Here is a 25,234-nt window from a genome sequence, read left to right on the forward strand (position 1 = left end):
TGGCCGAACCGGGCCCTCCTCCGCTGGAATCGCCGCCGGTGGTCACACGGGGAGGAGAAGGTGATGGGTCTGCTGGAGCTGGCCGCGGACGTCCTGGCAACCGGAACGGATTGTCGCCCGCTCGCCTCCGGGCCCTCCTGACCCGGTGCCGACGGTCGTCGCTCCGTCGCTGCGCTCCCTCGCTCCTCACTTTCGGCACCGGCGGGCCCTTCGGCTCGGGGCGGGTGTCGCCCGCTCGGTCGGACGGGCCGTGGCTCGGCTGGTCGTACGGCCTGCAACTGCACCGGGCGAACACGGTGTGGGCGATGGCCGAGCCGGCCCTGGTCGAGCGGTACGGGCCGCTCACCGGGCTGCTGCCGTTCGACGACCTGGCGGCCGAGGCCGGGCACCGCGACCTGCCGCTGGTGGAGCTGCCCGCGGCCTCGCCCGGCTGCCGCGAGTACTGGCAGCCGAGCACGAGCGTGTCCGTCCTGGTCATCGAGGGCGGCTACGGTGTGGAGCCCGAGGAGATCGGCACCGTGCACCGGATCGGCGGGCCCGTCACCCCGGAACACCTGCTCTGGCGCTGCGCCCACGAGCGGGTGAGGGCCTTCAAGCAGACCGCCGACCACCTCGCCGCCGCCCCGCCCGCCGGACGCGAACGGTGGCTGGCGAACCGGCCGCCCGAACTGCCCGCCGACGAACTCTGGTGGCGCCGGATGCTCGCCGCCCTCCGCATGCGGCGCCATGACCGGCCCCAGAACGCCGGCGCCCTGGCCGACGCCTACCTGTGGCTGCTGGACGAGGCCCGCGCACGCGGCACCCTGGACACCCTGCAGACCGCCCTGCTGTGCGCGGACCTCGACCACCCCGCCTCCGCGGACCGCACCGTCCGCGAGTGCCTCGCCCTCCTCACCGACGCCACCCCCCACCCGCACCGCCCGCGACCTGCTCGCCGCCGCCCGCCCCCACCTGCCCCACCTGACGGTCCCCGCCCTCGCCGCCGCCCTCCGCACGCACGCAGCAGCACGGCAGGTGGAGACGGAGTGAGCGCCGACCCTGCGATCATGCTGCGATGGCTGCCGGCTTCCACACCGAGGGCCCCGGACGCTGCGGCGAACCGGCGGTCTCCGACGGGTTCTTCTGCGCCGACGAGGCCGTGCGTCTCTGGGAGAGCCGCCTCACCGGTGTGACCGAGCAAGAGCTGCGGCGTCGCCGCGAGCCGCGGGTCGTCCGGCAGATGACCTGCGACGGCTGCGAGGAGTTCGTCCTCCATGCTCGCCGTACGCCGCTTCCCCACCGAGGACGTCACCGTCGCCGGCACCCGGATACCCGCGGGCGACCGGATCTGGCTGTCCTGGGCCGCCGCCCACCGCGACCCCGCGGCCTTCCCCGATCCCGACACCTTCGACCCCGCCCGCCGCGGCAGCCCCCACCTGGCCTTCGGCCGCGGCCCGCACTTCTGCCCCGGGGCGGCCCTGGCGCGGACGGAGAACGAGATCGCGGTCGGCACACTGCTGAGGCGGTTCCCCCGGCTGGCCCTGGCCGCGGCCCCCGGCACCCTGGTGCGGCGGCGTTCGCTGCGCAGCCGCAGCCTGGCCGCCCTGCCCGTGACGGTGTGAGGGCCGCGGCGGCGGCCGGTCAGGCCAGGGTCTGTACCAGCTCGTGGTGGGTCGGGGTGTGGACGAGCCGGGCGAGGGCTCCGTTGACCAGGGGCAGGTAGGGCGGGACGTGGCCGCATTCGACGTCGGCGACGATGGGGATGCCGAGGGGGCCGAGGGCGTCCAGGACGGCCTCGTGCTGGGTCAGGGTGCGGCTGTCGGGTGCCGAGGTGCGGCCGACGAGGACGGCGTTGGCGGAGTCGAAGAAGCCGGCCAGCCGCATGCCGTGCAGGTTGCGGCAGATCGTGTAGGCGTCGTCGCCGGAGGCCTCCACGTACACGAGCAGGCCCTCGGGGGCGTGGGCGCGGGCGAACGCCGGGACGTCGGCGTAGGGCGTGCCGGTCACGTTGCACAGGGTCTCGATGCAGCCGCCGATCAGCCGGCCGCTGACGTCCACGTCGCCCTCGCCGTCCAGTCTGGTCCAGCTGCCGGCGGCGTCCAGGACGAGCTCGCGGACGTCCGGGTGGGTGCGGTAGTCGACCCAGCCGTCGGCCCGGTACCGGCCGGGCGGGGTCTGGGCGAAGCGGCTTCCCTCGGGCATCGCGACCAGGTCCAGCCAGGAGTGGAGGCCGTCGGGGACCAGGTAGGGCGTGTCCATCAGGTTGTTGCCGTGCAGGGTGGCGACGCCGGTCAGCAGGGTCAGCGGGGTGAGGATCGTCGACATGTCGGAGAAGCCGACCAGCCAGGTCGGCTCGGCCGCGCGGATGCGGTCCCAGTCGAGCAGCGGCAGCAGGTCGACGGCGGTCTCGCCGCCCCACGGCGGCACCACGGCCCTGACGGCCGGGTCGGTCAGCAGCTCCGTCAGCTCGGCGGCCCGCTCCGCGGCCGGGGCGCTGACGTGCCCGGAGCCGTCCATGCAGCGGCCGACGACGACCTCGTAGCCGCGCGCCTCGACGGTCTCGACGGCCACGTCCAGTCGGGCCCGCAGGTCCTTGTCGACGCCGCTGGAGGGGGAGGTCACGGCGACGCGGTCGCCGGGGAGCAGGGGCTTGGGGTATCGGATCGGCATGCCCGGCAGCATGGCACGCCGGATTCTCCACGTGCATGCCAATTCGCCGGTGCGGCACCGTCCTGACGGAGGATCGGGCCGAGGAGCCGGCCGCGTGCGTCAGTCGCCGATGAACAGCAGGTGGCTGCCGGGGGTGGCGGCGCAGGCCCGCAGCAGGGCGGCCAGGTCGTGCACCGCGGCCCGCTCGGCCTCGCCGCTGCACTGCTCCAGGAGACCGTCGATGTCGCGCAGCGCGGCCTGCGCCTGCTGCTCGTCGACGAGGGTGTCGTTGTACGGGTCCACCCGACCCAGCGGGCCGGACCTGTCCGGGTCGAGGCGGGCCAGGGCCGAGGCCAGTGCCCCGCCGTGCCGGTAGGAGCCCTGCAGGAGGGTGCTGCGGTCCTTGTCCCGCCCGGCACGCGGGGGTCGGGCGGTGTGCAGTTCGAGTTCGATGCCCATGGCTGCCTCCTCGGCCGCAGCGTAGCCGTACGTGCGGGAGGGCGGTGGCGTGCCGGGGTCGCCACCGCCCTCCCGTTCGTCCCGGCCGGTCAGTCGATGCGGGCGGGGACGGGCTGCGGGGTGCGGTCCGCGGTGGTCCTGCGGCGCAGGGCGCCGGCGCTGGGGATCAGGGCTGCGGCCAGCAGGGTGACCACGCCGAAGGAGACGGTGAGCGAGGTGGCCTGGGCGATGCCGCCGACGATCGCCGGGGCGACCAGGCCGGAGGTGTAGGTGACGGTGGCGACGCCGGCGATGGCCTGGCTGGCGTTGCCGCCGGACTTGCCGGCCGCGGCGAAGGCGAGCGGGACGACGACGGCGATGCCGATGCCGATCAGGGCGAAGCCGGGGATGGCGAGCCAGGCGGTGCCGCCGAACACCACGAGCAGGCCGCCGAGGGTGGCGACGGCGCCGCCGATCCGGACGGTGCGGACCGGCCCGAGCCGCTCCACCACGGTGTCGCCGGCCAGCCGGGCGGCGGCCATGGTGGCGGCGAAGGCGGAGTAGCAGGCGGCCGCGGTGCCCGCCGAGGCGCCGGTGACGTCCCGCAGGTAGACGCCGCCCCAGTCCATGCTGGCGCCCTCGGCGAAGACCGCGCAGAAGCCGACCAGGCCGATCACCAGGGCCGAGCGCGGCGGCAGCGCGAACCGCGGCGGCGCCTCCTGCTCCGGCTCGGGTCGGACGTCCAGCAGCGGCCGGCAGACGAACACCGCGAGGGTGGTGAGGACGGCGGCGGCGACGGCGAACTGCACGCGGGCGTCGACGCCCCGGTGGGCGGCGAGCACGCCGAAGCCGGAGGCGACCAGGCCGCCGACGCACCACATGCCGTGCAGGCCGGACATCACCGAGCGGCCGAGACGCTCCTCGACGGCGACGCCCTGGGCGTTCATCGCCACGTCGGACATGCCGGCGCTGGCGCCGTACACGAACAGGGCGAGCCACAGGACGGCGAGGTTGGGGGCGAGGGCGGGCAGCGCGAGGGCGAGCGTCCAGGCCATCAGCAGGCCGCGGACGGCGGCGCGCTCGCCGTAGCGGTGCACGATCCGTCCGGCGAGCGGCATGGCGAGGAAGGAGCCGACGGCGGGGGCGATCAGGGCGAGGCCGAGTTCGCCGGGGCCGAGGTGGAGGTGGTCCTGGAGCCAGGGGATGCGGGTGGCGAAGGTGCCGGTCACCGCCCCGTGCACGGCGAAGACCAGGGCGATGCCCACCCTGGCGCGCCGTACGCCGTGCTCATCCGTTCCCATGCGATCGTCCCTTCCCGGTTCAGTCCAGCATGCGCTCGATAAACTATCAGGAAGGGAACCTGATAAAAACCTCTGGAAGGATGCGCTTCCATGACCACCGCGCGCACGGCGACGCCCAGCACCGCCCGGGCCATCAACGACCGGCTGGCGCTTGACCTCCTCCTGGAGGGCGGCCCGCTGACCGCCACCGAGCTGCGCGGCCTCACCGGACTGTCCCGCCCGACCGTCGCCGACCTGCTCGAACGCCTGCAGCGCGCCGGCCTGGTCGCCGTCGTCGGCGAGAGCGGCGAGCAGCGCCGCGGGCCGAACGCCCGCCTCTACGCCCTGGTCGCCGACCGCGCCTTCCTGGCCGGCGTCGACGTCCGCACCACCGGCGTCGACCTGGTGGTGGCCGACCTCACCGGCCGCACCCGCTCCACCGCCCAGGTCCCCAACGAGGGCCCCGGCAGCCTCGCCGACCGGACGGTCCTGGCCCTGGAAGGGGCCGTCCGCGAGGCCGGCGCCGAGCGCCTGCACACCGTCGCCATCGGCGCCCCCGGCCTGTTCGACCCCGCCACCGGCGAGCACCGCAACTCCGGCGCGCTCTCCCGCATGCACACCGACCTCATCACCGCGCTGCGCGAGGACCCGCACACCGACGTCCTCATCGACAACGAGGTCAACCTCGCCGGGATCGCCGAACACCGCATCGGCGCCGCCCGCGACCGCGACACCTTCGTGCTGATCTGGCTCAGCCACGGCGTCGGCGCCTCCGTCGTCCTCGACGGACGGCTGCGCCGCGGCGCCACCGGCGGCACCGGCGAGATCGGCTACCTGCCCGTGCACGGCTCCGGCCTCCCGGACGGCAGCGGGGGCTGCGGCTCCGGCGGCTTCCACACCCTGGTCTCCTCCGAGGCCGTCTGCGAGCTCGCCGCCGCGCACGGCCTGCCCGTCCCGCAGGCGTCCGCCGTCCCGGCGAGCGTCCCGCCCGGCGCCGAGGTGCTCCGCGCGGCGGCCGCCGCCGCCGAGGGGCCGGCCGCCGACGCCTTCCTCGACGAGTACGCCCGGCGGATCGCGCTCGGCGCCGCCTCCGTCTGCGCGGTGATCGACCCCGGCTGCGTGGTGCTCGGCGGCGAGATCGGCCGGGCCGGCGGGCCGCGGCTGGCGAGCCGGGTCGAGCGGGAGATCGCGAGGCTGGTGCCGCTGCAGACCGAGGTCCGGGCCGGCACCGCGGGCGGCGGCGCCGTCCTCGCCGGGGCCGTGCTCACCGCGGGCGACGCCGCGCGGCGCGACCTCTTCGGCGGCGGCTGACATCCGGACGTGCGCCTCCGCTTGGCCCGCCGCACAGCGGGTAGGGCAGGATGGCCGCGGACACTCCGGTGCACCCGCACGCACACCCCGCACCCGCGCCGGCGCCCCGCCCGAACCACACGCCAGGAGAGCCCCATGGCCCAGCCCGACCGGCCGGTCCACCCGTACCGCATCGGCGAGGCCGCGGCGATGCTCGGCGTCAGCGCCGACACCATGCGGCGCTGGGTCGACGCCGGCCGGCTCGCCGCCACCAGGGACGACCACGGCCACCGGATCATCCCCGGCGACCGGCTCGCCGCCTTCGCCCGCGAACTCGCCAAGCCCGAGAACGCCGAGGCCGAGGGGCGCCCCTCCTCCGCCCGCAACCGCTTCCCCGGCATCGTCACCGACGTGGTGCTCGGCGACGTCGCCGCCCAGGTGGAGATCCAGGCCGGCCCGTTCCGGGTGGTCTCGCTGATCAGCCGGGAGTCCGCCGAGGAACTCGCCCTGGTGCCCGGCGCGCCCGCCACGGCCGTCATCAAGTCCACCAACGTGGTCGTCGAACGCCGCTGACCCGGCACCCGCCCGCAGAGGCCCGCCGAGCCGACCCGCCCACGCCCGAGGAAGTCGAGGAAGGACGCCCCGCCCCCATGAGCCGCCCGCCCGTGCTCGCCGTCGCCCACCGCGGCGACCCCTACCGCCACCGCGAGAACACGCTGCGCTCCGTCGAGTCCGCCGTCGCAGCCGGCGCCGACGCCGTCGAGGTGGACGTGCGGCTGACCCGCGACGGCGTGCCCGTCCTGCTGCACGACCCGACCCTGGAACGGCTCTGGGGCGACCCCCGTCCGCTGAACCGGCTCACCCTCGACGACCTCGCCGAGGTCGGCGAGCCCGGCGGCCCGCGCGTGCCCACCCTCACCGAAGCGCTCAAGGCCGTCGCCGAATCGCCGCACACCCGGCTGATGATCGACCTGGACGAGCCCGGCCCGGCCGCCGCCGCCCACCGCGCCGTCGCCGACCTCGGCGCCGAACACCGCGTCGCCTGGTGCGGGCCCGCCTCCGCCATGCTCGCCGTCCGAGCCCTCGACCCGGACGCCGAACTCGCCCTGACCTGGCGCCAGCCGAGGCTGCCCGGCCGGCCGCTCCTCGACGACCTGCGGCCGCACTGGTTCAACCCGCCGTTCGGCATGGTCGAGCCCCGCCTCGTCGGCGCCGCCCACGACGCCGGACTCCTGGTCTCCACCTGGACGGTCGACCTCCGCCGCACCATGCGCCGGATGCTGGAGGCCGGCGTCGACTCCCTCACCAGCAACCGCATCGACCTGCTGCGCCGGGTGCTCGACACATGACCGCCCCGCTGACCGCCCGGGCCCTCGGCCGCGCCCTGCTGGCCCGTCAGCACCTGCTGGAGCGCAGCACCCTCGACGCCGCCGCCATGGTCCGCCACCTGGTCGGCCTGCAGGCCCAGGCCGCCCCCGAACCCCCCTACCTCGGGCTGCTCGGCCGGATCGAGGACTTCCGCCCCGAGCAGCTCACCGGCCTGCTGGAACGCCGCGAGGCCGTCCGGATCGCGCTGCAGCGCGGCACCATCCACCTGGTCACCGCCGAGGACTGCCTGACGCTCCGTCCGCTGCTCCAGCCCCTCCTCGACCGCCAGCTGCGCACCACCTACGCGGCCCGGCTGCCCGACCTCGACCTCACCGACCCGGCCGGCGACCTCGCCGCGCTGGGCGACCGGGCCAGGGCACTGGTCGAGGCCGAACCGCGCACCTTCCAGCAGCTCGGCCCGCTGCTCGCCCCGGCCTACCCGGCCAGCGAGCCCGCCGCACTCGCCCAGGCCGCCCGCTGCGCACTGCCGCTCGTCCAGGTGCCGCCGCGCGGTCTGTGGGGCCGCGGCGGGCCGGCCGCGCACACCACCGCCGAGCACTGGCTGGGCCGTCCGCTGGAGGCGGCACCCGACCTGGACGGCCTGGTGCTGCGCTACCTCGCCGCGTTCGGCCCGGCGACCGCGGCGGACGTGCAGAAGTGGTCCGGCCTCACCCGGCTCGGCCCCGTGCTGACCCGGCTCGGCGACCGCCTGGTCAAGCTCCGCGACGAGCACGGCCGCACCCTGTACGACCTGCCGGACGCGCCGCGCCCCGAGGAGTCGGTGCCCGCGCCGGTACGGCTGCTCGCCCCGTTCGACAACCTGCTGCTCTCGCACGCCGACCGCACCCGGGTGCTGCCGGAGGAGTACCGCAGCCGGGTGATGACGGTCAACGGGATCGTGCTCGGCACCGTCCTGGTGGACGGCCTGGTGGCGGGCAGCTGGAAGGCGGAGGAGGGTGTGCTGACGGTCCGTCCGTTCGCGCCGCTGCCCCGCGCCGCACGCCAGGGCGCCGAGGCCGAGGGCGCCCGCGTGCTGGCCTTCGCCGGCCACGACACCGGCCGCGTCGTACTGTCGACCGAAGGGTAGCCACCCAGGGGCGCGGGGCACTGCGCAATTCGGGTGCGGGCATCACTGGGGAACCGGCCGAGCCCTGATCTGTACGAGGACCCGCCTCCGAATCGCGCAGTTCCCCGCGCCCTTCAGCGGGTCCATGTGTGCTGATATGGACGGACCGGATGGACCGTCGACCCGGAGGTGCGATGCCTGCCGAGCCCCAGGAGGACGACCGGCCCGCGCCCGCCCTGCCGCCCGTGGTGCGGCTCGCTGCGGCCTGGTCCGCCGCGGTCCTCCTGGTCGTCGCCGTGGCCGCCCTGCTGGTGTGGGCCGCCGTCGCCCTGAAGACGGCCACCATCCCGGTGGTCGTCGCCCTGCTCGGCACCTCCCTGCTCGAACCCGTCATGCCCTGGCTGGTCCGCCGGGGGATGGGCCGCGGGGCCGCCGCCGGCCTCACCTGCACCGTCCTGGTGCTCGCCGTCTGCGGGGTCCTCTCCCTGCTGGTCAACTCCCTGGTGCACAGCGCACCCGACATCGCCGCCGCCCTCACCGAGGCCGGCCACCGGATCGCCGACTGGCTCGGCCCGATCGGCACCAAGATCCAGTACGCCCTCGAGCAGAGCTCCGGCTCCGGCAGCTCCCTGGTCAACTCGCTGGCCAACGGCGTGCTCTCCGGCCTCGGACTGGCCACCCAGCTGCTCACCGGCGCCGTGCTGACCCTCGCGCTGGTCTTCTTCTTCCTGCGGGACGGGCACCGCACTCCCGGCGCCGTCCGGTCCTGGCTGCCGCCGCGCACCGCCGAGACCGTGATCGCCTGCGGCCGGCAGGCCTTCGCGGCGATGGCCGGCTTCATGCGCGGCACCACCCTGATCGCCCTGATCGACGCGGTGTTCATCACCGTCGGCCTGGTGATCCTCGGTATCCCCGGGGCCGCCGGGCTGGGCGCCCTGGTCTTCATGGGCGCCTACATCCCCTTCATCGGCGCCTTCCTCTCCGGGACGGTGGCCGTCCTGGTGGCGCTCGCCGACGGAGGTCTGTCCAAGGCGCTGTGGGTGCTCGGCGTGGTGCTCGCCGTCCAGGCGATCGAGGGCAACGTGCTGCAGCCGTTCATCCAGAGCCGCACCGTAGAGCTGCACCCGGCCACCATCATGATCGCGGTGGTGGCCGGGGCCGGCGTCGCCGGGATCATGGGCGCCCTGCTGGCCGTGCCGCTCTGCGCGGCCGGGCTCGGCGTGGTCTCCGTACTGCGGGCGTCCGCCGGAGCCGCCCGGGGCGAAGGTCCGGAGCAGGGAGGGCCGGAGCAGGACGCGCAGCCCTGACCCGAGGCCCGCCCGGGCTCAGTCCACCAGCGCCTGGTCCTGCCAGAACGCGAACTGCTGCACCGCGTCGCCGTCCAGCCCCCACGGCCAGATGGTCACCACCCCGTCCAGCGCCCGGAACACCCCCGCCGCCTCGCCCACCCGGCCGGCCTGCCCCAGCGAGTACGCCAGGACGTTCAGGTCCGCGAGTGCCGCTGCGTGCCGCAGGAAGCCGGGCACCGGCCAGTCGGCCAGTGCCCGCGCCAGCGCCGCCTCCGCGTCCGGCAGGCTCCACCGCCGGCGGGCGCCCAGCGCCGTCACTCCGCCCGCGGCCAGCGCCGAGCGGTAGCGGTCCGTCAGCATCGCCAGTTCCAGGCCCGCCACCGGGGAGCCCGGCGGCGCCGCGTCCCGGACGGCCGCCACGAAGTCCAGCACCTGCCCGTGCGAACCGCACTCCTCCGGCGACAGGTAGCGCAGCATCTCCAGGTGCGCGGTGCGGTTCCAGGCGTCCCGGGCGCCGATCTCCCGGCACAGCGGGTACATCTCCTGCTCCGGGCGGCGCAGCATCCGGTGCACCGCCAGCAGCGCCACCCACGGTGTCGGGTCCTCCGGCCGCAGTTCGGCCGCCCGCCGGCAGCGGTCCACCGTGCCCTGCGGGTCCTCCAGCGCGCCCGCGAGGCGGGCCTGCGCCACGTCCACCCAGGCGTGCAGCACCAGGGCATCCGGCTCCTGGGGCCGCTGCCGCCGCCACACCCTGGCCAGCGCCGGGGTGGCCACCTGGGCGAGCACCCCCAGCCGGTGGGTGCGCCGGTCCCAGTCCGTCCCGGCGTCCCGCAGCACCTGCTCCACCAGGCCGGCCGACAGGTCCAGCTGGCCGCCCAGCTGCGGCCCGGCGAGCTGCCGCCGGACCCGCCCGAGGTCGGCGTCGTCGAGCTCAGGAGCCAGGCGCGGTGCGGTACTTCGGCGTCGTCCAAAGATCGGCATGCCCAGGGAGGCTAGCGAACCGGCGCCGCCCGCACCAAAGCCCGCACAACCCCCTCGTGGGCCCTCCGTGCGGCATCCGGCTGCTCGGTGTACACCCTGATCAGGGCACGTCCGGACACCCTTGGGGCGGCCCTCCCGCCCGGCCGGGGCTACCGGGCGGTATGGTCGGGCCGGGAGACGGACAACGAGGGGACAGGGACAGCGGCATGGACTTCCGGACAGACATCCTGGGCGAGCCCTACGAGGCCGTCGAGCTGCCGCTCGCCGCCGACGAGGAGGGCGCCGTCAGCGCCACCCTCGTCCGCCGGCTGGTGCCCGGCTCGCAGCGCGCGGTGCTCTACGTGCACGGCTACGTCGACTACTTCTTCCAGACCCACCTCGCCGATCACTACACCGCGGCCGGCTGGTCCTTCTACGCACTCGACCTGCGCAAGTACGGGCGCTCGCTGCGCCCCCACCAGTCGCCGAACTTCGTCCGCGACCTCTCCGCCTACGACGAGGAGCTCGACGAGGCCGTGCGGATCGTCCGCGAGGTCGACGGGCACACCGAGCTGCTCGTCAACGGGCACTCCACCGGCGGCCTGGTCACCGCCCTCTGGGCGGACCGGCGGGCCGGCCGCGGGCTGGTCGACGGCCTGTTCCTCAACAGCCCGTTCCTCTCCATGCCCGCCGCGGCCGCCGTCCGCACCCTCGGCGCCCCCGCCCTCGAGGCCCTCGGCCGGGTCGCCGCGCTGCGCAAGCTGCCCGCCCCGCTCAACCCGCACTACGTGCACAGCCTGCACCGCGACCACAAGGGCAGCTGGGAGTTCGACCTCTCGCTCAAGCCCGCCGAGGGCTTCCCGCTGTACGCCGGCTGGCTCGCAGCCATCCAGCGCGGCCACCGCGCCGTCCGCCGCGGCCTGGCGATCGACTGCCCCGTCCTGTTGATGGCCTCCACCGCCTCCACCGTGACCAGCCGCTGGGACGACGCCCTGCACCGCACCGACGCCGTGCTGCGGGCCGACGACATCGCCGCCCTCGGCCCGCGCCTCGGCGGGCACGTCACCGTCGTCCGCATCGAGGGCGGTGTGCACGACCTGGTGCTCTCCGGCGATCAGGCCCGCGGCCAGGTCTTCGCCGAGCTCGACCGCTGGCTCGCCGCCTACCTGCCCGGCGTGCCGGTCGGCTCCGCATGACCGGCAGCACCCCGCCCGACCGTCCCGCCGGCGGCACCCCCGCCGGCGGGGCCCCGGCCGACGAGCCGCTCCCCGTGCAGCGGACGGTCTCCCTCGGCACCGCCAAACTCCTGCCCGACCTCGACCGGCCGAAGGCCTGGCTGCTCACCCTCGACGGCACCCCGCAGTCGTACGTCGACCTGGCCGACCCCACCCACCTCGAGTTCGAGTACACCCGGCGGTTCGGCCACCTCATCGACGCGCTCGCCCCCGCCGGGCAGCCACTGGACGCCCTGCACCTCGGCGGCGGCGCCCTCACCCTGCCCCGCTACCTGGCGGCCACCCGGCCCGGCTCCCGGCAGCACGTCGTCGAGGCCGACGGCCCGCTGGTCGACTTCGTCGCCGACGTCCTGCCCTGGCCCGACGGCATCGAGGTGACCGTCGGCGACGCCCGCACCGCCCTGGCCGCCGCCCCGCCCGGCGGTGTCGATCTCGTCGTCGCCGACGTCTTCCACGGCTCCCGCACCCCCGCCCACCTCACCTCCGTCGAGTTCGTCGCCCTCGCCGCCGCCGCGCTGCGCCCCGGCGGCTGCTACGCCGCCAACCTCGCCGACGGCCCGCCGCTCGCCTTCGCCGCCGCCCAGGCCGCCACCGTCCGCGCGGTCTTCCCGTACACCTGCCTGGCCGCCGAACCCGCCGTGCTCCGCGGCCGCCGCTACGGCAACATCCTGCTGATCGGCTCGCACGCCCCGCTGCCCGCCGACGAACTCGCCCGGCGGCTGGCCGGCGACCCCTTCCCCGCCCGGCTCACCGACGGCGCCGCGCTCGACGACCTGATCGGCGGCACGGCGCCCGTCCACGACACCGAGGCCGTCGACTCCCCGCCGCCACCGGACGGCGCGTTCAGCGTCGGCTGAGCGCCCCGCCGGGGCAGAATGCCAAGCCGGACCCGGCGACGGCCGCCGGGCCACCGGAGGGAGCACGGCGATGACCGCCCAGCAGCCGCAGAAGATCGGCGCCGACCTCGGCGACGTGCCCGAGACCGCCCTGTGGACGCTCTACCACCGGGCCGTCGAGGCCCGCCGGTGGGACACCGTGCTGCCCGACCCCAAGGCCGTGGAGCTCGTCGAGCGGATCGACTACCCGTTCGCCGAGCGGTTCGGCCCCGACGGCGGGATCGTCGGCCAGATCCAGGCCCTGCGGGTCCGCTGCTTCGACCGGGAGGTCTCCGACTTCCTCGTCCGCTGCCCGCGCGGCACCGTGGTCTGCCTCGGCGAAGGCCTGGAGACCCAGTACTGGCGGGTCGACAACGGCCGCGCCCAGTGGCTCTCCGTCGACCTGCCCGAGGCCGTCGCCTTGCGCGAACAGCTGCTGCCCGCCGACTCCCGCCAGCGCCTGATCGCCTGCTCCGCCACCGACCCGGCCTGGATGGACGAGGTCGACCCCTCGCACGGCGTCCTGATCACCGCCCAGGGCCTGCTGATGTACCTGCGGCCGACCGAGGTCCGCGACCTGATCGCCCGCTGCGCCGAGCACTTCCCCGACGGCACCTTCGTCTTCGACGCCGTGCCGCGCTGGTTCAGCCGCCTAGCCGTCCGGGGCAAGCTGCACGCCCACGGCTACACCGCCCCGCCGATGCCCTGGGGCATGGACGCCGACGAGCAGGGCAAGCTCGCCACCGCCCACCCCGCCGTCGCCGAGATCCGCGACGTGCTGCCGGCCGCCGGCCGCGGCGCGGTCGGTGCCCTGCTGCCCGTCGTCGCCCGCCTCCCGCTGCTCGGGGCGCTCCGGCCGTCCGTGTGCGCCCTGCGCTTCTCCGCCCGCGAGGGGCGCGCCACCGGCTGAGCCGCACCGGCGGGGCGCGGGCGCCCGGCGCCGACCGACGGCCGGGGGAACCGCCGTCGCCCGGTCGGCGTATGAGGTAAAGGGCGGGTCAACCCGTTACCCTGCCCTGTGGGCGCCAGGGCGTGCCCGCGGCCCAGCAATCGAAGCCGAGACGCGGTCTCGTCCCGCCACGGAGGTAACCGGCCTTGCACATCGACCAGTGGATCGAGAGCGTCCCACCGACCTCGGTGTACGCCCTCGTCGGCCTGATCATCGGCCTGGAGAGCCTCGGTATCCCGCTGCCCGGCGAGATCGCCCTGGTGTCCGCCTCGCTGCTCTCCGCGCGCGGCGTGGTCAGCCCCTGGTGGGTGGCGGCCGTCGCGATCGCCGGCGCCGTCATCGGCGACTCGATCGGGTACTCCATCGGTCGCCGCGGCGGCAAACCGCTCTTCGAGAAGCTCGGCCGGCGCTTCCCCAAGCACTTCGGGCCCGACCACCTGGCGAGCGCCGAACGGTCCTTCCAGAAGTGGGGCATGTGGGCGGTCTTCTTCGGCCGGTTCATCGCCCTGCTGCGGATCTTCGCCGGCCCGCTCGCCGGCGCCCTGCGCATGCCGTACTGGAAGTTCCTGATCGCCAACGTGCTCGGCGGCATCGTCTGGGCCGGCGGCACCACGCTGCTGATCTACCAGGTCGGCAAGGTCGCCGAGCAGTGGCTGAAGGGCTTCTCCTGGGCCGGCCTCGTCGTGGCCGCGCTCGCCGGCGCAGGCTCGGCCTGGCTGCTGAAGCGCCGCGCCGCCAAGTCCCGCGCCGAGCACCCCGAGCAGTCCGGCGGCAAGGGGCCGGACGCCGCCGCCAAGCCGCTGGAAACGGCGGAGTCCGTGGCCGACTGACCGGCCGCCGCCGCCGCACCCGGCACCGGGGCGCGGGGCACTGCACGAGGCAGAAGGCACGAAACCGCACCTTCCGCCACGCGCAGCGCCCCGCGCCCTTCTTCGTGTCCCGATTTTCACGTGCCCGATCGGCCACGAGCCGCCACCCCGGAGGCAGTCCGATGCCATAGGCTCGGTGCGCGAACTTCGGTGCGCGAACTACGGACTGGGAGGCGGGCTTGAGCCAGCAGGTGTGGACGGCGGTCGACGACTACTTCACCGAGACCCTGATCGGGGACGACCCGGTGCTGGCGGCAGCCCAGCAGGCCGCCGACGCGGCCGGGCTGCCCCGGATCGCCGTCTCCGCGCCGCAGGGCAAGCAGCTCCAGCTGCTCGCCCAGACGCTCGGCGCCAAGCGCGTCCTGGAGGTCGGCACGCTCGGCGGGTACAGCGCGATCTGGATGGCCCGCGCACTGCCCGCCGACGGCCGCCTGGTCACCCTGGAGATCGACCCGGTGCACGCCGAGGTCGCCCGCGGCAACCTCAAGCACGCCGGATTCGCCGAGATCGCCGAGGTCCGGGTCGGCCCCGCCGCCGAGAGCCTCCAGCAGCTCGCCGACGAAGGCGCAGCCCCGTTCGACCTGGTCTTCATCGACGCCGACAAGCCGAGCAACCCGGTGTACTTCGCCTGGGCGCTGCGGCTCACCCGGCCCGGCTCGCTGATCATCGTCGACAACACCGTCCGCGGCGGCAAGGTCGCCGAGGCCGACTCCACCGACCCGGCCATCGTCGGCACCCGCCGCCTGCACGACGCGATCGCCGCCGAGCCGCGGGTCTCCGCGACCTCGATCCAGACCGTCGGCGCCAAGGGCTACGACGGCTTCACCATGATCCGCGTCCAGGCCTGAACGGGGGCGGCATGAGGATAGGACTGCTCGGCACCGGCCCCTGGGCCCGTGGTGTCCACGCGCCCGCCCTGGCGGGCCACCCCGGCGTGGAGTTCGCCGGGGTCTGGGGCCGCCGCCCCGAGGCCGCGGCGGCGATCGCCGCGGAGCACGGCGTCCCCGCCTACGAGGACGCCGACAAGCTGATCGCGGACGTCGACGCGGTGGCCGTCGCCCTCGCCCCGCAGGCCCAGGCCGAGGTCGCCCTGCGAGCAGCCGAGGCCGGCCGGCACCTGCTGCTCGACAAGCCGGTGGCGCTCACCGTGCCGGAGGCCCGCCGGATCGCCGACGCGGTCGCCGCCAACCGGCTCGCCTCGGTGGTCTTCTTCACCCTCCGCTTCGGCGGCGAGCGGGTCGGCTGGCTCGCCGAGCAGGCCGGCCGGGGCGGCTGGTTCACCGCCCGCTGCGACTGGCTCGGGGCCGTCTTCACCACCGACAGCCCGTACGCCGCCTCGCCCTGGCGGCGCGAGAAGGGCGCCCTGTGGGACATCGGCCCGCACGCGCTCTCCCTGCTGCTGCCGGTGCTCGGCGACGCCGCCACCGTCACCGCGGCCCCCGGGCCCGCCGACACCGCCCACCTGCTGATCGGCCACACCGGCGGCGCCTCCAGCACCGTCTCGGTCAGCCTGACCGCACCGCCGGAGGCCGCCGGCGTCGTCCTGGAGCTGCGCGGCGAGGCCGGTGTGCACCGGCTCCCCGAGCAGGGCGTCCCGCCCGTGGACGCCTTCGGCAAGGCCGTCGACGCCCTGCTCGCCGCCGCCGACAGCGGCACCCCGCACCCGTGCGACGCCGCCTTCGGCCTGCGCGTGGTCGAGATCCTCGCCGCCGCCGAACGGTCCCTGGCCGACGGCGGCACGGTCCGGCTCCCCGCCGCAGCCGACCCGGTGCCCGTTCCGGGGGCATGATCACCGGCACCGACCGGCAGTACGAGGACGGTCCGACCGGCCCGCAGCAGCGCGACACTGCTGCGGGTCAGGTGTCCCGCCGGCGGGCCCGTTTCACCTCGCGGTCGACGGCCCAGGCGTCAGCGACCGGGCCGAGGTGGCGGAGCTTGTCAGGGTTGATCATGCCGCGCACGGTCCGGATCCGGCCGTCGATCACATCGAGGGCGAGGACGTTCAGGACGCGGCCGTCCCGGTCGCGGAAGACCGCGCCGGGCTGGCCGTTGACCTCGTGCGGTTCGAAGATCACGCCGATCCGGAGCATCCGGGGGAAGGCCGCGCCCAGGACCCGGGCCACGTTCTCCGCGCCCATGACGGTCCTGGCCAGCTGCGGGGCGTTCCCGCCGCCGTCGGAGACCAGCTGGGCGTCGGCGGCCAGCAGGTGCTGCAGTCCGCCGACGTCGCCGTTGGCCAGTGCGTCGAAGAACCGCGTCGCGAGCTCCTGCCGCTCCCGGCGGTCCGCGGCGAACCGCGGACGCCCGTCCCGCATGTGGCGCCGCGCCCGCACCAGCAGCTGCCGGCACGCCGCCTCCGAACGCCCCACCGCCGCGGCGACCTCGTCGAACCCGAAGGCGAACACCTCACGCAGCACGAACACCGCCCGCTCCAGCGGGCTCAGCCGCTCCAGCAGGAGCAGCGCCGCCATCGACACGGAGTCGGCCAGCTCCACCGACCGCGCCGGATCCTGGTAGGGGTCGTCCAGCAGCGGCTCGGGGAACCACGGCCCGACGTACGCCTCCCGCCGCACCCGCGCGGAACGCAGCACGTCGATCGAGATCCGGGTCACCGCGGCCGACAGATACGCCTTGGTCGACGCGGGCAGGGTCGCCGAGGCGTCGTAGCGCAGCCACGTCTCCTGCACCGCGTCCTCGGCCTCGCCCACGCTGCCCAGGATCCGGTACGCGATCGAGAACAGCAGCGGCCGCAGCTCCTGGAACTCCTCGACCTTGCCCACGCCGACTCCCCTTCCCCGTGTGCGGTGCCCAGCCCTGCCGGTCCGTCAGTGGAACTGCCCGGCCACGTAGTTGCCGGCCGGCTGCCTGGTGATGGCGTTCAGCCGGTTGGCCAGGTTCATGAAGGAGACCAGGAGGGTCAGGGCGGCCAACTGCTCCTCGTCGTAGTGCTTGGCGGCAGCCTCCCACACCTCGTCGCCGACCCCGCCGGCCCCGTCCGCGATCCTGGTCCCCTGCTCCGCGAACTCCAGCGCGGCGCGCTCGGCCTCGGTGTACACGGTGGCCTCGCGCCATGCGGCCACCAGGTTCAGCCGCACCGCATCCTCGCCTGCCGCGACGGCCTCCTTGGTGTGCATGTCGATGCAGACGGCGCAGCCGTTGATCTGGCTCACCCGCAGCGCCACCAGCTCCTGCGTCGCGGCCGGCAGGGCCGACTCCTTCACCGTCCGGCCCGCCGCCATGATGTGCTTGACGGCCTTGCCGGCGGTCGGGACGGCGAGGAAGTCCAGTCGTGCGTTCATGGTGTGCTCCTCCGTGGTGGTCCGTGCTTGCACACCCTGGGACGGGACAGCCCGGTCCCCTGTGACACGAACGGATGTGACCTGCGCCACCCCGCGTGCCGGACGGCCCTCCCGCGGCCGCATCCGGCCGTGGCACGATGGCAGGACCAGCCGCCGCCCTCACCCCGGAGCCGCCCGTGCAGCCCGAACCCGCCTTCCGCGCCGCCGGACCGGCCGACGTGTCCGCCGTCGTCGCCCTGATCGAGTCCGCCTACCGCGGCGAGGCCAGCCGGGCCGGCTGGACCACCGAGGCCGACCTGCTCGACGGGCAGCGCACCGACGAGGCCGGCGTCGCCGAGGTGATCTCCCGCCCCGACTCCGTGGTGCTGCTCGCCGAGTCCGGCGGCGACCTGCTCGCCTGCTGCCACCTCGAGCGCCGCCCCGAAGCCGCCTACTTCGGCATGTTCTCCGTCCGGCCCTCCCTGCAGGGCGCCGGCCTCGGCCGCACCGTCCTCGAGCACGCCGAGCGGCACGCCCGCGAACAGTGGGGCATCGACCGCATGGAGATGACCGTCATCGAGCAGCGCGCCGACCTGATCGCCTGGTACGAGCGCCGCGGCTACCGGCGCAGCGGCGAGTACCAGCCCTTCCCGTACGGCGACGAGCGCTTCGGCATCCCGCTCCGCCCCGACCTCCGCTTCGAGCGCCTGGTGAAGGTGCTGTAGCCGGTCCCGGACGGCTCAGTCGGACTCCGTCCGCCCCTGCGCCCACTCCAGGTACCGGCCGGACTCGCGGGTCAGGCCGGCCAGGAACCACACCAGCACGGCCGTGTCGTCCGTCCAGCCGACGAACGGGATGAAGTCCGGCAGCACGTCCACCGGGCTCAGCAGGTACACCGCCGACAGCACCGCGAGGGCGGCCAGCTTGCCCGGCCCCACCCCCGGGTAGCGCCCGCCGAGGGCGTCCCGCAGCAGCCGCGGCGTCGCCAGCACCCGGGCACCGAGCCCCGGCGCCCCCGGCCGCTGGGTCTCCCGGTACAGGCTCCAGGCCGACCGCGTGACCGCGGCCCGGTCGAGCCCACGCATCCGCTTCGGGCCGGGCTTGGCCACGGCGTCCTCCTCGCTGCCCGGTGGGACGCCCGCTGCGCCCGCCGCTCCACGGTACGGGACGGCACCCCCTCTTCCGTAGAGGCCGACGGCCCACAACCTTGCCGCCGCCGGGCTCCCGGCCCCGGTTCAGCCGCCGTAGAGGTTGCGGCAGATCCGTGCCTGTTCCGAGCCGGGCTGCCACTGGCCCTGGCGCTCCGCCTCCGCACAGACCTTGATCGCGGGAGGCGCCGGCGCGGCGGGGGTCGTCCTCGGCCGGTCGGCGGGGCGGGGTCTGCGCGGGGTGCGGGCGGGCGCCGGGTGCGCGGAGCGGCTCGGGGTGCCGCCCGATTCCGCCTCCTCCCCGCTGCCGCCGGGGCTCGCGGAGTCCGTCGGCGAGGCCGCGGAGGTGTCGGCGGTGGCACCGCCGGAGGACGTGCCGGGGGCGGACAGCCAGGGCGGCGCCGGCAGGGCGCCGGGGCCGCCGGTCGCGGGGGAGGCCCCGGGTGCGGTGGCCAGGACCCCGGTCATCTCACCCGACCGGGACGGTCCGCAGGTCGCCAGCAGCCCGCCGAGCAGTGCCGCACCGCCGAGGACGGCGACGGCCGTGCCGACCGTCCGGTGGCCGCGCCCCGCGGGCGGGGGAGGGGGTGGTGGCGGCGCGGGATCGGCCGTCTCCCATCCGTACGTCCACGGCGCCTTCCACTGCTCCTCCATGCCCGGCCTCCCGTGCCTCCGGCGGGCCCCGGGCCGCGGTCGCGGCGGGGCCGGCCTGCCCAACGAGCCGGGGCACCGGCGCGGAACGGCACCGGGCGGCGCACACCGTGGTGCGGTGGGGGTGCGCGCCCCGGGGGCCCGGACGATGCTTGGGCACATGAACAGCAACAGCACCACCGAACCCCTGGTCGAGGTCGCCGAGTTCCGCACCGACAGCCGCTACCGGCTGGTGCACTTCAAGGGCGCCGGCTGGAAGCCGCTGGCCCCGGAGGAGTTCGAGCCGGAGGTCAAGCACGCCTTCCCCGACCTCGACCCGCACGACCCCGTCCTCGTCCAGTGGGCCGACCGCCCCTGGGAGTGGCCCGCCTGGCACCCCGGCGAAGCCTGACCGGCCCCGAGCCGTCGGGTCGGCACGGGGACCTGCGTGGGGCGGGAGGTGCGGCGCCGCACCTCCCGCCCCACGCAGGTCTTCCGATGCCCGGCCGTCAGAGCCGCCGGCCGAGCAGCAGGCCGGCGTCGGCCAGCAGCGACGACAGGTAGTCGGCGGCCGGGCCGCCCACCGCGAGCCCGGCGGCCTGCCCGGACCACAGGTTGACCAGGTCGGACCTGCCCCGGGCGGCCGCCTCGGCGCGCAGCGGCAGCATCAGGGCGTTCTGCGCGGGGTACGCGGGCACGTCCTCCTCGTGCGCCGCCATCTCCCGTACGAAGCGGTTGGCGACGCCGCGGGCCGTACGGCCGGAGAACAGCCGGGTGAGCACGGTCGTCCGCGCCTCGGGGGAGAGCAGCGCCCGGCGGTGCACCTCGCTCGCCCCGGACTCCGCGCAGGCCAGGAAGCCGGTGCCGATTTGCACCGCGTCCGCTCCCAGCACCAGGGCCGCGGCCATGCCGCGCCCGTCGGTGATCCCGCCCGCGGCCACCACCGGCACCCGGACGGCGTCCGCCACCTGCGGCACCAGTGCGAAGGTGCCGACCAGCGACTCCCGGACGGGCGCCAGGAACGCCCCGCGGTGCCCGCCCGCGTCGCTGCCGGAGGCCACCACGACGTCCGCGCCCGCCCGCTCCAGCGCCTCGGCCTCGGCGACCGTGGTGGCCGTGCCGATCAGGACGATGCCGCGCCGCCGCGCCTCGGCCACCAGCCGCTCCGGCGGCAGGCCCATGACCAGGCTGATCGCCGGCGGCCCGGCGGCCAGCAGCGCGTCGACCTGGTCGTCGAAGTCCGGCTGCGGCCGCCGCTCGGTGGACGGCACGGGCAGCCCGAACTCCTCGTAGTAGGGGCGGAGCCGTTCGACGTCCGCGGCCGTGGCGCGGACCTCGCGCTCGCCCTCCTGGGGCACCCAGAGGTTGACCGCGAAGGGCCGGTCGGTCGCGGCCCGGAGCTCCTTCACCACCCCGGCGACCGCGTCCGGCTGCAGGTGGTGGGCGCCGAAGGACCCGAGTCCGCCGGCGTCGGACACGGCGGAGGCCAGCGCCACCGACGACATCCCGCCGCCGAACGGCCCCTGGACCACCGGATGCTCCAGCCCCAACAGCTCGCAGAACCGGTTCACGGCCCGTGACGTCATGACGATGCGCTCCCTCGCTCTCGACTGCCACAATGCTAGACGACCGGTCAACTATTGGCGAGGGGGCGGGTTCGGGCCGCGTGTCGGGAGGTGCCGCGGCGTCAGGGGATGCCCCGGTGTCGGCGGCGGGCCGTACCGTACGGCGCATGGGACTTTCGATATCCGTCGGACTGATCAACGACCTCACCCGCCACGAGCCCGAGGGTGCCGAGCGCCACGCCGGCGCGCTGGACCTCCTCTCCGGGGCCCTGAACGACAAGGGCATCACCTGGCGCGAGCCGGCCGCCGACGACACCGGGCGCGCCGAGTTCTCGGCAGGCTTCCCGTACGGCTACCTGCACCACCTGCGCCGCGTGTACGTCCTGCAGCGGCAGGGCGCCGAGGTCACCCCGGCGGCGACCACCGACCGGGAGCAGTACGAGCGCGACCAGGAGGAGGTGGGGGAGGAGACCCTGATGTTCTCCTCGCACCTGCTCTGCCACTCCGACTGCGACGGCTTCTACGTGCCCGTGGACTTCGCCGACCCGCTGTTCCTGCCGCAGGAGTCGGGGGTCGCCGGAGGCGGCATCGTCGGCTCCACCGCCGGGCTGCTCGCCGAACTCCGGAAGATCGCACCGGTGATCGGCATCGACCCGGACGCCGACGCCGCCACCGTGGCGCCCGACGACCCGTTCGAGGCCGAGAAGTTCGCCTGGTACCAGTTCCACGAGGCCTGCCGGTCCAGCCTCGCCACCGGGCGGGCCGTGGTCTTCCACTGACCCGATCCGGCGGCCCTCGGGATGTGACCGGACACACCGTCAGCAGCGCGGCGGAGGGCGGGATTTCGGCCTCCGCTGTCGGACCCCGTGGCTAGGCTCCGGACCATGCGGATTCGACGACACGCCCCCGCGGCGCTCCTGCTCTTACTCGCCGGCACGGCCGGGGCCTGTGCCGGCGCCTCCTCGGAGGCACAGTCCCGGCCGCCGCAGCAGACCGCCGCGGCACCCTCCGGGGCCGGCACGCCCGGCGGCGCGGCCGATGCCCCGGCCGGGCCGACCACCTACGGCACCCCGGTCGACATGGCCGGCCTCTGCAGGCTGCTCGACTACGCACCCCTCGCGCCGGTGATCGGCAAGGCCGCCGGAGCCCCGCAGTCCGAGGAGAAGAGCCCCGAGCCGTCCTCGGGCCGGACGGCCTCCTGCGCGCAGAAGCTCCGGATCGAGGGCGACGCGGGCGCCGGCGGTGCCGTCCGCACGTACATCACCGTCTGGCCCGACAGCGCCACGGCGAAGCGGCAGTTCGAGGCGGGCCGGGGCGAGGACGTCAAGGACGTCGCGAAGGACAACCGGTACGAGCCGCAGACCGGCATCGGCAGCGAGGGCTACCGGATCGTCGACAACATGAGCAACGAGAAGCAGGACATCCTCGCGGTCACCGTCCGGCACGACAACCTGCGGATCAGCGTCCGCGTCCTCGCCGACCGGGGCCGCCCCTGGGACGCCGCGTCCACCGCCGACCTCTTCGACCGCCTGGCCTCCGTCGCCCGCGCGGCCCTCCCCGCCATCCACCAGGCGGCCCCGGCGGGCTGACCCGATCGAGGCGCCGGTCCGCGCCCGGGTGCGGGCGCGGACGGTCCCCCGGGCATTAGTTGACCGACCGTATACTCGCGGCATGGGACGCACCAGCACGGCACACGAGCGGCTGTTGGACGCCGCGTGCGAGCTGCTGCACGACCGCGGGTACTCGGCGGTCGGGGTGGCGGAGATCTGTGCGCGGGCGGATGTGCGGAAGGGCAGTTTCTACCACTTCTTCGCCTCCAAGCAGGCGCTGACGCTGGCCGCGGTCGACGCGCACTGGGCGGTGCAGCAGAAGGTTTGGCGGTCGGTGCTCGGGGATGCGGGGGAGCCGCCGCTGGAGCCGCCGCTGGAGCGGTTGCGGCAGCTGCTGGAGGCGCAGGCGGCGGCGCAGCGGGCGGACAAGGCGGCGGGCGGCAGCGTCCGCGGGTGCCTGCTGGGCAATCTGGCGCTGGAGCTGAGCGGCCAGGAGCGGGAGATCCAGGCGCGACTCGCGGCGATCTTCGACGAGCAGGCGGCGCTGGTGCTGGGGGTGCTGGCCGAGGCGGCCGCCACGGAGGCGGTCGCCGCCGATGCGGAGACCGCCCGGGCGCTGGTGGCGCACCTGGAGGGTGCGGTGCTGCTGGCGAAACTGGCGGACGACCCGGCGGGGCTCGACGGGCTGTGGCCCGCCGTGCGGCGTCTGGTCCGCGCGGACTGACGGGCCCGCGGGCCGCGCGGCGGGTGCAGCGGCCCAGCCTCGGACGCCCAGGACGCGTCCTTGAAGGTCATGGCTGCGCCACAAGGGGCGCCCGAGGGCCGTTGAGGACAACTCCTCAGGCGCAGGCCCGCGTCCAGGCCGATTCGCGGAGCAGACGCAGGCCGTTGAGGCCGACGAGGACGGTGGAACCCTCGTGGCCGAGGACGCCGAGCGGCAGCGGCAGGGTGGTGACCAGGTCCGAGACGACCAGGGCCGAGATGAACACCGCGGCGAGGACGAGGTTCTGCACGACCAGGCGGCGGGCGCGCCGGGAGAGGGCGACCACGGCGGGGACGGCGGTGAGTTCGTCGCGGACGACCACGGCGTCGGCGGTCTCCAGCGCGAGGTCGGAGCCGGCCCGGCCCATGGCGATGCCGGCATGGGCGGCGGCCAGGGCGGGGGCGTCGTTGACGCCGTCGCCGACCATCAGGACGGCGCGGCCGGCCCGTTCCTGCTCCTGGACGGCGGCGGCCTTGTCCTGGGGCAGCAGCCCGGCGCGCACCTCGGTGATGCCGGCGTCGGCGGCCAGGCGGGCCGCTGCGCGGGGGTTGTCGCCGGTCAGCAGCACCGGCGTTCTGCCGGTGAGCCGGGTGAGGGCGGCGACGGTGGCGGCGGCGTCCGGTCGTACCCGGTCGGCGATGCCGAGGACGCCCGCCGGCCGGCCGTCGATCTCCACGGCGACGGCGGTGTGGCCGGCCTCCTCCAGTTCGGCGGCGACGGCCGCGGCCCGCCTCGCGGCCGGGTCGGCGGAGTCCAGGAGGCGGGCGGGGGAGCCGACGCCGACCCTGCGGCCGCCGACGGTGGCGGTGACGCCGCTGCCGGGGGTGGCGGCGAAGTCCGCGGCGGGGGTGAGGGCGAGACCTCGGGCGCGGGCGGCCCCGACGGCCGCGCGGGCCAGCGGGTGTTCGCTGGGGTGCTCGGCGGCTGCCGCGAGGGCGAGCAGCCGGTCCTCGGTCAGCCCGGAGCCCGGCAGCGGGCGGACGGCGGTGACCCGGGGTGCGCCCTCGGTGAGGGTGCCGGTCTTGTCCAGGGCGACGGTGTCCGTCCGGCCGATCCGTTCCATGGCCACGGCGGACTTCACCAGCACACCGTGGCGGCCGGCGTTGGCGATCGCCGACAGCAGCGGCGGCATGGTGGCCAGCACCACCGCGCAGGGCGAGGCGACGATCATGAAGGTCATGGCGCGCAGCAGCGAGTCGGTGAAGGCCGCGCCGGCGGCGAGCGGGACGCCGAGGACGGCGAGGGTGGCGATCACCATGCCGATCGAGTACCGCTGCTCGATCTTCTCGATGAACAGCTGGGTGGGGGCCTTGGTCTCGGAGGCCTCCCCGACCATGGCCACGATCCGGGCGATCACCGAGTCGGAGGCGTCCCGTTCGACCTTGATCCGCAGCGCGCCGGTGCCGTTGAGGGTGCCGGCGAAGACCTCGTCCCCGCTGCGCTTGGCGGCCGGCAGCGGCTCGCCTGTGATGGTGGCCTGGTCGACGTCGCCGGTACCGTCCAGGACGCGGCCGTCGGCGCCGATCCGCTCGCCGGGCCGGACGATGACGGTGTCGCCGACCGCCAGGTCACGGGTGGGGACGGTCTCCTCGGTGCCGTCGTCCAGCAGCCTGGTCGCGGTCGGCGGGGCGAGGTCGAGCAGGCCGCGCACGGAGTCCGCGGTGCGGGCGGTGGCCAGGGCCTCCAGTGCGCCGGAGGCGGCGAAGATGACGACCAGCAGGGCGCCGTCCATCACCTGCCCGACCGCGGCGGCGCCCAGTGCGGCCACGACCATCAGCAGGTCCACGTCGAGCGTCTTCTCCCGCAGCGCCTGCAGGCCGGCCGCGGCCGGCTCCCAGCCGCCGGCGAGGCAGGCGAGCGCGTACAGCGGGCCCCAGGCCCAGGCGGGTGCGCCGGCCAGGTGCAGCGGCAGGGCGAGGAGGAACAGCCCCGTCGCGGCGGCGGCCCAGCGGACCTCGGGCAGGGCGAAGGCCCGGGTGCGGCGGCGCGGGGGTACGGGGGCGGGGCGTGCCCCGGTGGTGCGCGGGGGCAGGTCCAGGACGGCAGAGGGCAT

The 25,234-nt window shown here is 75.6% G+C and carries 28 protein-coding genes; 18 read left to right on the forward strand and 10 right to left on the reverse strand.

The window, feature by feature from the left end; translation table 11 throughout:
- The first annotated feature begins 224 nt into the window (after positions 1 to 224).
- Complete coding sequence (locus ACQ614_RS33985) at positions 225 to 1,172, forward strand: hypothetical protein (RefSeq protein ID WP_431682946.1); 948 nt, start codon at positions 225 to 227, stop codon at positions 1,170 to 1,172.
- 81 nt (positions 1,173 to 1,253) lie between these two features.
- The gene (locus ACQ614_RS33990; protein WP_431682947.1) at positions 1,254 to 1,601 is read left to right on the forward strand and encodes a cytochrome P450; all 348 of its coding nucleotides are present in this window, start codon (positions 1,254 to 1,256) and stop codon (positions 1,599 to 1,601) included.
- 19 nt (positions 1,602 to 1,620) lie between these two features.
- Here the strand turns inward: ACQ614_RS33990 and ACQ614_RS33995 are convergent, their stop codons facing one another.
- The 3 genes from ACQ614_RS33995 to ACQ614_RS34005 all read right to left on the reverse strand — a co-directional run bounded on the left by ACQ614_RS33995 (position 1,621) and on the right by ACQ614_RS34005 (position 4,367).
- Positions 1,621 to 2,649, reverse strand: coding sequence for a S66 family peptidase (locus ACQ614_RS33995; RefSeq protein WP_431682949.1), 1,029 nt, complete (start codon positions 2,647 to 2,649; stop codon positions 1,621 to 1,623).
- Between the two features lie 99 nt (positions 2,650 to 2,748).
- Entirely contained in the window at positions 2,749 to 3,087 is a 339-nt protein-coding gene (locus tag ACQ614_RS34000; protein ID WP_431682951.1) for a hypothetical protein, read from the reverse strand.
- An 89-nt stretch (positions 3,088 to 3,176) separates the two neighbouring features.
- Positions 3,177 to 4,367, reverse strand: coding sequence for an MFS transporter (locus ACQ614_RS34005; protein WP_431682953.1), 1,191 nt, complete (start codon positions 4,365 to 4,367; stop codon positions 3,177 to 3,179).
- A 90-nt stretch (positions 4,368 to 4,457) separates the two neighbouring features.
- On the opposite strand from ACQ614_RS34005, the gene ACQ614_RS34010 reads away from it, so the two are divergent.
- The 5 genes from ACQ614_RS34010 to ACQ614_RS34030 all read left to right on the forward strand — a co-directional run bounded on the left by ACQ614_RS34010 (position 4,458) and on the right by ACQ614_RS34030 (position 9,377).
- Positions 4,458 to 5,657 (forward strand): ROK family transcriptional regulator, encoded by a 1,200-nt coding sequence (locus ACQ614_RS34010; protein ID WP_431682955.1) that lies wholly within the window; start codon positions 4,458 to 4,460, stop codon positions 5,655 to 5,657.
- A gap of 135 nt (positions 5,658 to 5,792) precedes the next feature.
- Complete coding sequence (locus ACQ614_RS34015; protein ID WP_363493457.1) at positions 5,793 to 6,209, forward strand: TOBE domain-containing protein; 417 nt, start codon at positions 5,793 to 5,795, stop codon at positions 6,207 to 6,209.
- A 77-nt stretch (positions 6,210 to 6,286) separates the two neighbouring features.
- Complete coding sequence (locus ACQ614_RS34020) at positions 6,287 to 6,985, forward strand: glycerophosphodiester phosphodiesterase (protein ID WP_431682958.1); 699 nt, start codon at positions 6,287 to 6,289, stop codon at positions 6,983 to 6,985.
- Positions 6,982 to 8,091, forward strand: coding sequence for a winged helix DNA-binding domain-containing protein (locus ACQ614_RS34025; protein ID WP_431682960.1), 1,110 nt, complete (start codon positions 6,982 to 6,984; stop codon positions 8,089 to 8,091). Before ACQ614_RS34020 ends, ACQ614_RS34025 begins: the two co-directional genes overlap by 4 nt.
- Positions 8,092 to 8,264: 173 nt before the next feature.
- Positions 8,265 to 9,377 (forward strand): AI-2E family transporter, encoded by a 1,113-nt coding sequence (locus ACQ614_RS34030; RefSeq protein WP_431682962.1) that lies wholly within the window; start codon positions 8,265 to 8,267, stop codon positions 9,375 to 9,377.
- Between the two features lie 18 nt (positions 9,378 to 9,395).
- Here the strand turns inward: ACQ614_RS34030 and ACQ614_RS34035 are convergent, their stop codons facing one another.
- Positions 9,396 to 10,340 (reverse strand): hypothetical protein, encoded by a 945-nt coding sequence (locus tag ACQ614_RS34035; RefSeq protein ID WP_431682964.1) that lies wholly within the window; start codon positions 10,338 to 10,340, stop codon positions 9,396 to 9,398.
- 206 nt (positions 10,341 to 10,546) lie between these two features.
- Here ACQ614_RS34035 and ACQ614_RS34040 point away from each other — a divergent pair, with 206 nt between their 5' ends.
- From ACQ614_RS34040 to ACQ614_RS34065, 6 genes are all read left to right on the forward strand, one after another.
- Complete coding sequence (locus ACQ614_RS34040; protein WP_431682966.1) at positions 10,547 to 11,515, forward strand: alpha/beta hydrolase; 969 nt, start codon at positions 10,547 to 10,549, stop codon at positions 11,513 to 11,515.
- The gene (locus ACQ614_RS34045; protein WP_431682968.1) at positions 11,512 to 12,411 is read left to right on the forward strand and encodes a spermidine synthase; all 900 of its coding nucleotides are present in this window, start codon (positions 11,512 to 11,514) and stop codon (positions 12,409 to 12,411) included. The genes ACQ614_RS34040 and ACQ614_RS34045 overlap by 4 nt, the downstream gene beginning before the upstream one ends.
- 70 nt (positions 12,412 to 12,481) lie before the next feature.
- On the forward strand, positions 12,482 to 13,339 hold the full coding sequence (locus ACQ614_RS34050; protein WP_431682970.1) for a class I SAM-dependent methyltransferase: 858 nt from the start codon (positions 12,482 to 12,484) through the stop codon (positions 13,337 to 13,339).
- 185 nt (positions 13,340 to 13,524) lie between these two features.
- On the forward strand, positions 13,525 to 14,208 hold the full coding sequence (locus ACQ614_RS34055; protein ID WP_363493473.1) for a DedA family protein: 684 nt from the start codon (positions 13,525 to 13,527) through the stop codon (positions 14,206 to 14,208).
- Between the two features lie 218 nt (positions 14,209 to 14,426).
- Positions 14,427 to 15,095, forward strand: a complete 669-nt coding sequence (locus tag ACQ614_RS34060; RefSeq protein ID WP_431682972.1) for an O-methyltransferase — start codon at positions 14,427 to 14,429, stop codon at positions 15,093 to 15,095.
- Positions 15,096 to 15,106: 11 nt separating this feature from the next.
- Complete coding sequence (locus tag ACQ614_RS34065; RefSeq protein WP_431682974.1) at positions 15,107 to 16,036, forward strand: Gfo/Idh/MocA family protein; 930 nt, start codon at positions 15,107 to 15,109, stop codon at positions 16,034 to 16,036.
- A gap of 67 nt (positions 16,037 to 16,103) precedes the next feature.
- Here ACQ614_RS34065 and ACQ614_RS34070 read toward each other — a convergent pair whose 3' ends face one another.
- The gene (locus ACQ614_RS34070) at positions 16,104 to 17,027 is read right to left on the reverse strand and encodes an RNA polymerase sigma-70 factor (RefSeq protein WP_431682975.1); all 924 of its coding nucleotides are present in this window, start codon (positions 17,025 to 17,027) and stop codon (positions 16,104 to 16,106) included.
- 45 nt (positions 17,028 to 17,072) lie between these two features.
- The gene (locus tag ACQ614_RS34075) at positions 17,073 to 17,546 is read right to left on the reverse strand and encodes a carboxymuconolactone decarboxylase family protein (RefSeq protein WP_431682976.1); all 474 of its coding nucleotides are present in this window, start codon (positions 17,544 to 17,546) and stop codon (positions 17,073 to 17,075) included.
- A gap of 137 nt (positions 17,547 to 17,683) precedes the next feature.
- On the opposite strand from ACQ614_RS34075, the gene ACQ614_RS34080 reads away from it, so the two are divergent.
- Entirely contained in the window at positions 17,684 to 18,250 is a 567-nt protein-coding gene (locus ACQ614_RS34080; RefSeq protein WP_431682977.1) for a GNAT family N-acetyltransferase, read from the forward strand.
- A 15-nt stretch (positions 18,251 to 18,265) separates the two neighbouring features.
- Here the strand turns inward: ACQ614_RS34080 and ACQ614_RS34085 are convergent, their stop codons facing one another.
- Positions 18,266 to 18,634: a YkvA family protein gene (locus ACQ614_RS34085; protein WP_431682978.1), complete on the reverse strand. Its 369-nt coding sequence runs from the start codon at positions 18,632 to 18,634 to the stop codon at positions 18,266 to 18,268.
- Positions 18,635 to 18,760: 126 nt separating this feature from the next.
- Positions 18,761 to 19,327, reverse strand: a complete 567-nt coding sequence (locus ACQ614_RS34090; RefSeq protein ID WP_431682979.1) for a hypothetical protein — start codon at positions 19,325 to 19,327, stop codon at positions 18,761 to 18,763.
- A 157-nt stretch (positions 19,328 to 19,484) separates the two neighbouring features.
- Between ACQ614_RS34090 and ACQ614_RS34095 the strand changes: the two genes are divergently transcribed.
- Positions 19,485 to 19,715 carry a hypothetical protein gene (locus tag ACQ614_RS34095; protein ID WP_363493496.1) on the forward strand — a complete coding sequence of 77 codons (231 nt, stop codon included), beginning with the start codon at positions 19,485 to 19,487 and terminating at the stop codon, positions 19,713 to 19,715.
- A 97-nt stretch (positions 19,716 to 19,812) separates the two neighbouring features.
- On the opposite strand, the gene ACQ614_RS34100 is transcribed toward ACQ614_RS34095, so the two are convergent.
- Positions 19,813 to 20,889 (reverse strand): NAD(P)H-dependent flavin oxidoreductase, encoded by a 1,077-nt coding sequence (locus tag ACQ614_RS34100; protein ID WP_431682980.1) that lies wholly within the window; start codon positions 20,887 to 20,889, stop codon positions 19,813 to 19,815.
- Positions 20,890 to 21,035: 146 nt separating this feature from the next.
- Here ACQ614_RS34100 and ACQ614_RS34105 point away from each other — a divergent pair, with 146 nt between their 5' ends.
- From ACQ614_RS34105 to ACQ614_RS34115, 3 genes are all read left to right on the forward strand, one after another.
- Positions 21,036 to 21,647: a hypothetical protein gene (locus tag ACQ614_RS34105; RefSeq protein ID WP_431682981.1), complete on the forward strand. Its 612-nt coding sequence runs from the start codon at positions 21,036 to 21,038 to the stop codon at positions 21,645 to 21,647.
- 105 nt (positions 21,648 to 21,752) lie between these two features.
- The gene (locus ACQ614_RS34110; protein ID WP_431682982.1) at positions 21,753 to 22,457 is read left to right on the forward strand and encodes a hypothetical protein; all 705 of its coding nucleotides are present in this window, start codon (positions 21,753 to 21,755) and stop codon (positions 22,455 to 22,457) included.
- A gap of 82 nt (positions 22,458 to 22,539) precedes the next feature.
- On the forward strand, positions 22,540 to 23,142 hold the full coding sequence (locus tag ACQ614_RS34115; protein WP_431682983.1) for a TetR/AcrR family transcriptional regulator: 603 nt from the start codon (positions 22,540 to 22,542) through the stop codon (positions 23,140 to 23,142).
- A 115-nt stretch (positions 23,143 to 23,257) separates the two neighbouring features.
- On the opposite strand, the gene ACQ614_RS34120 is transcribed toward ACQ614_RS34115, so the two are convergent.
- Positions 23,258 to 25,234 (reverse strand): heavy metal translocating P-type ATPase, encoded by a 1,977-nt coding sequence (locus ACQ614_RS34120; protein WP_431682984.1) that lies wholly within the window; start codon positions 25,232 to 25,234, stop codon positions 23,258 to 23,260.

The organism is Kitasatospora dryopteridis (assembly GCF_050749075.1).
Classification (GTDB): Bacteria; Actinomycetota; Actinomycetes; order Streptomycetales; family Streptomycetaceae; genus Kitasatospora.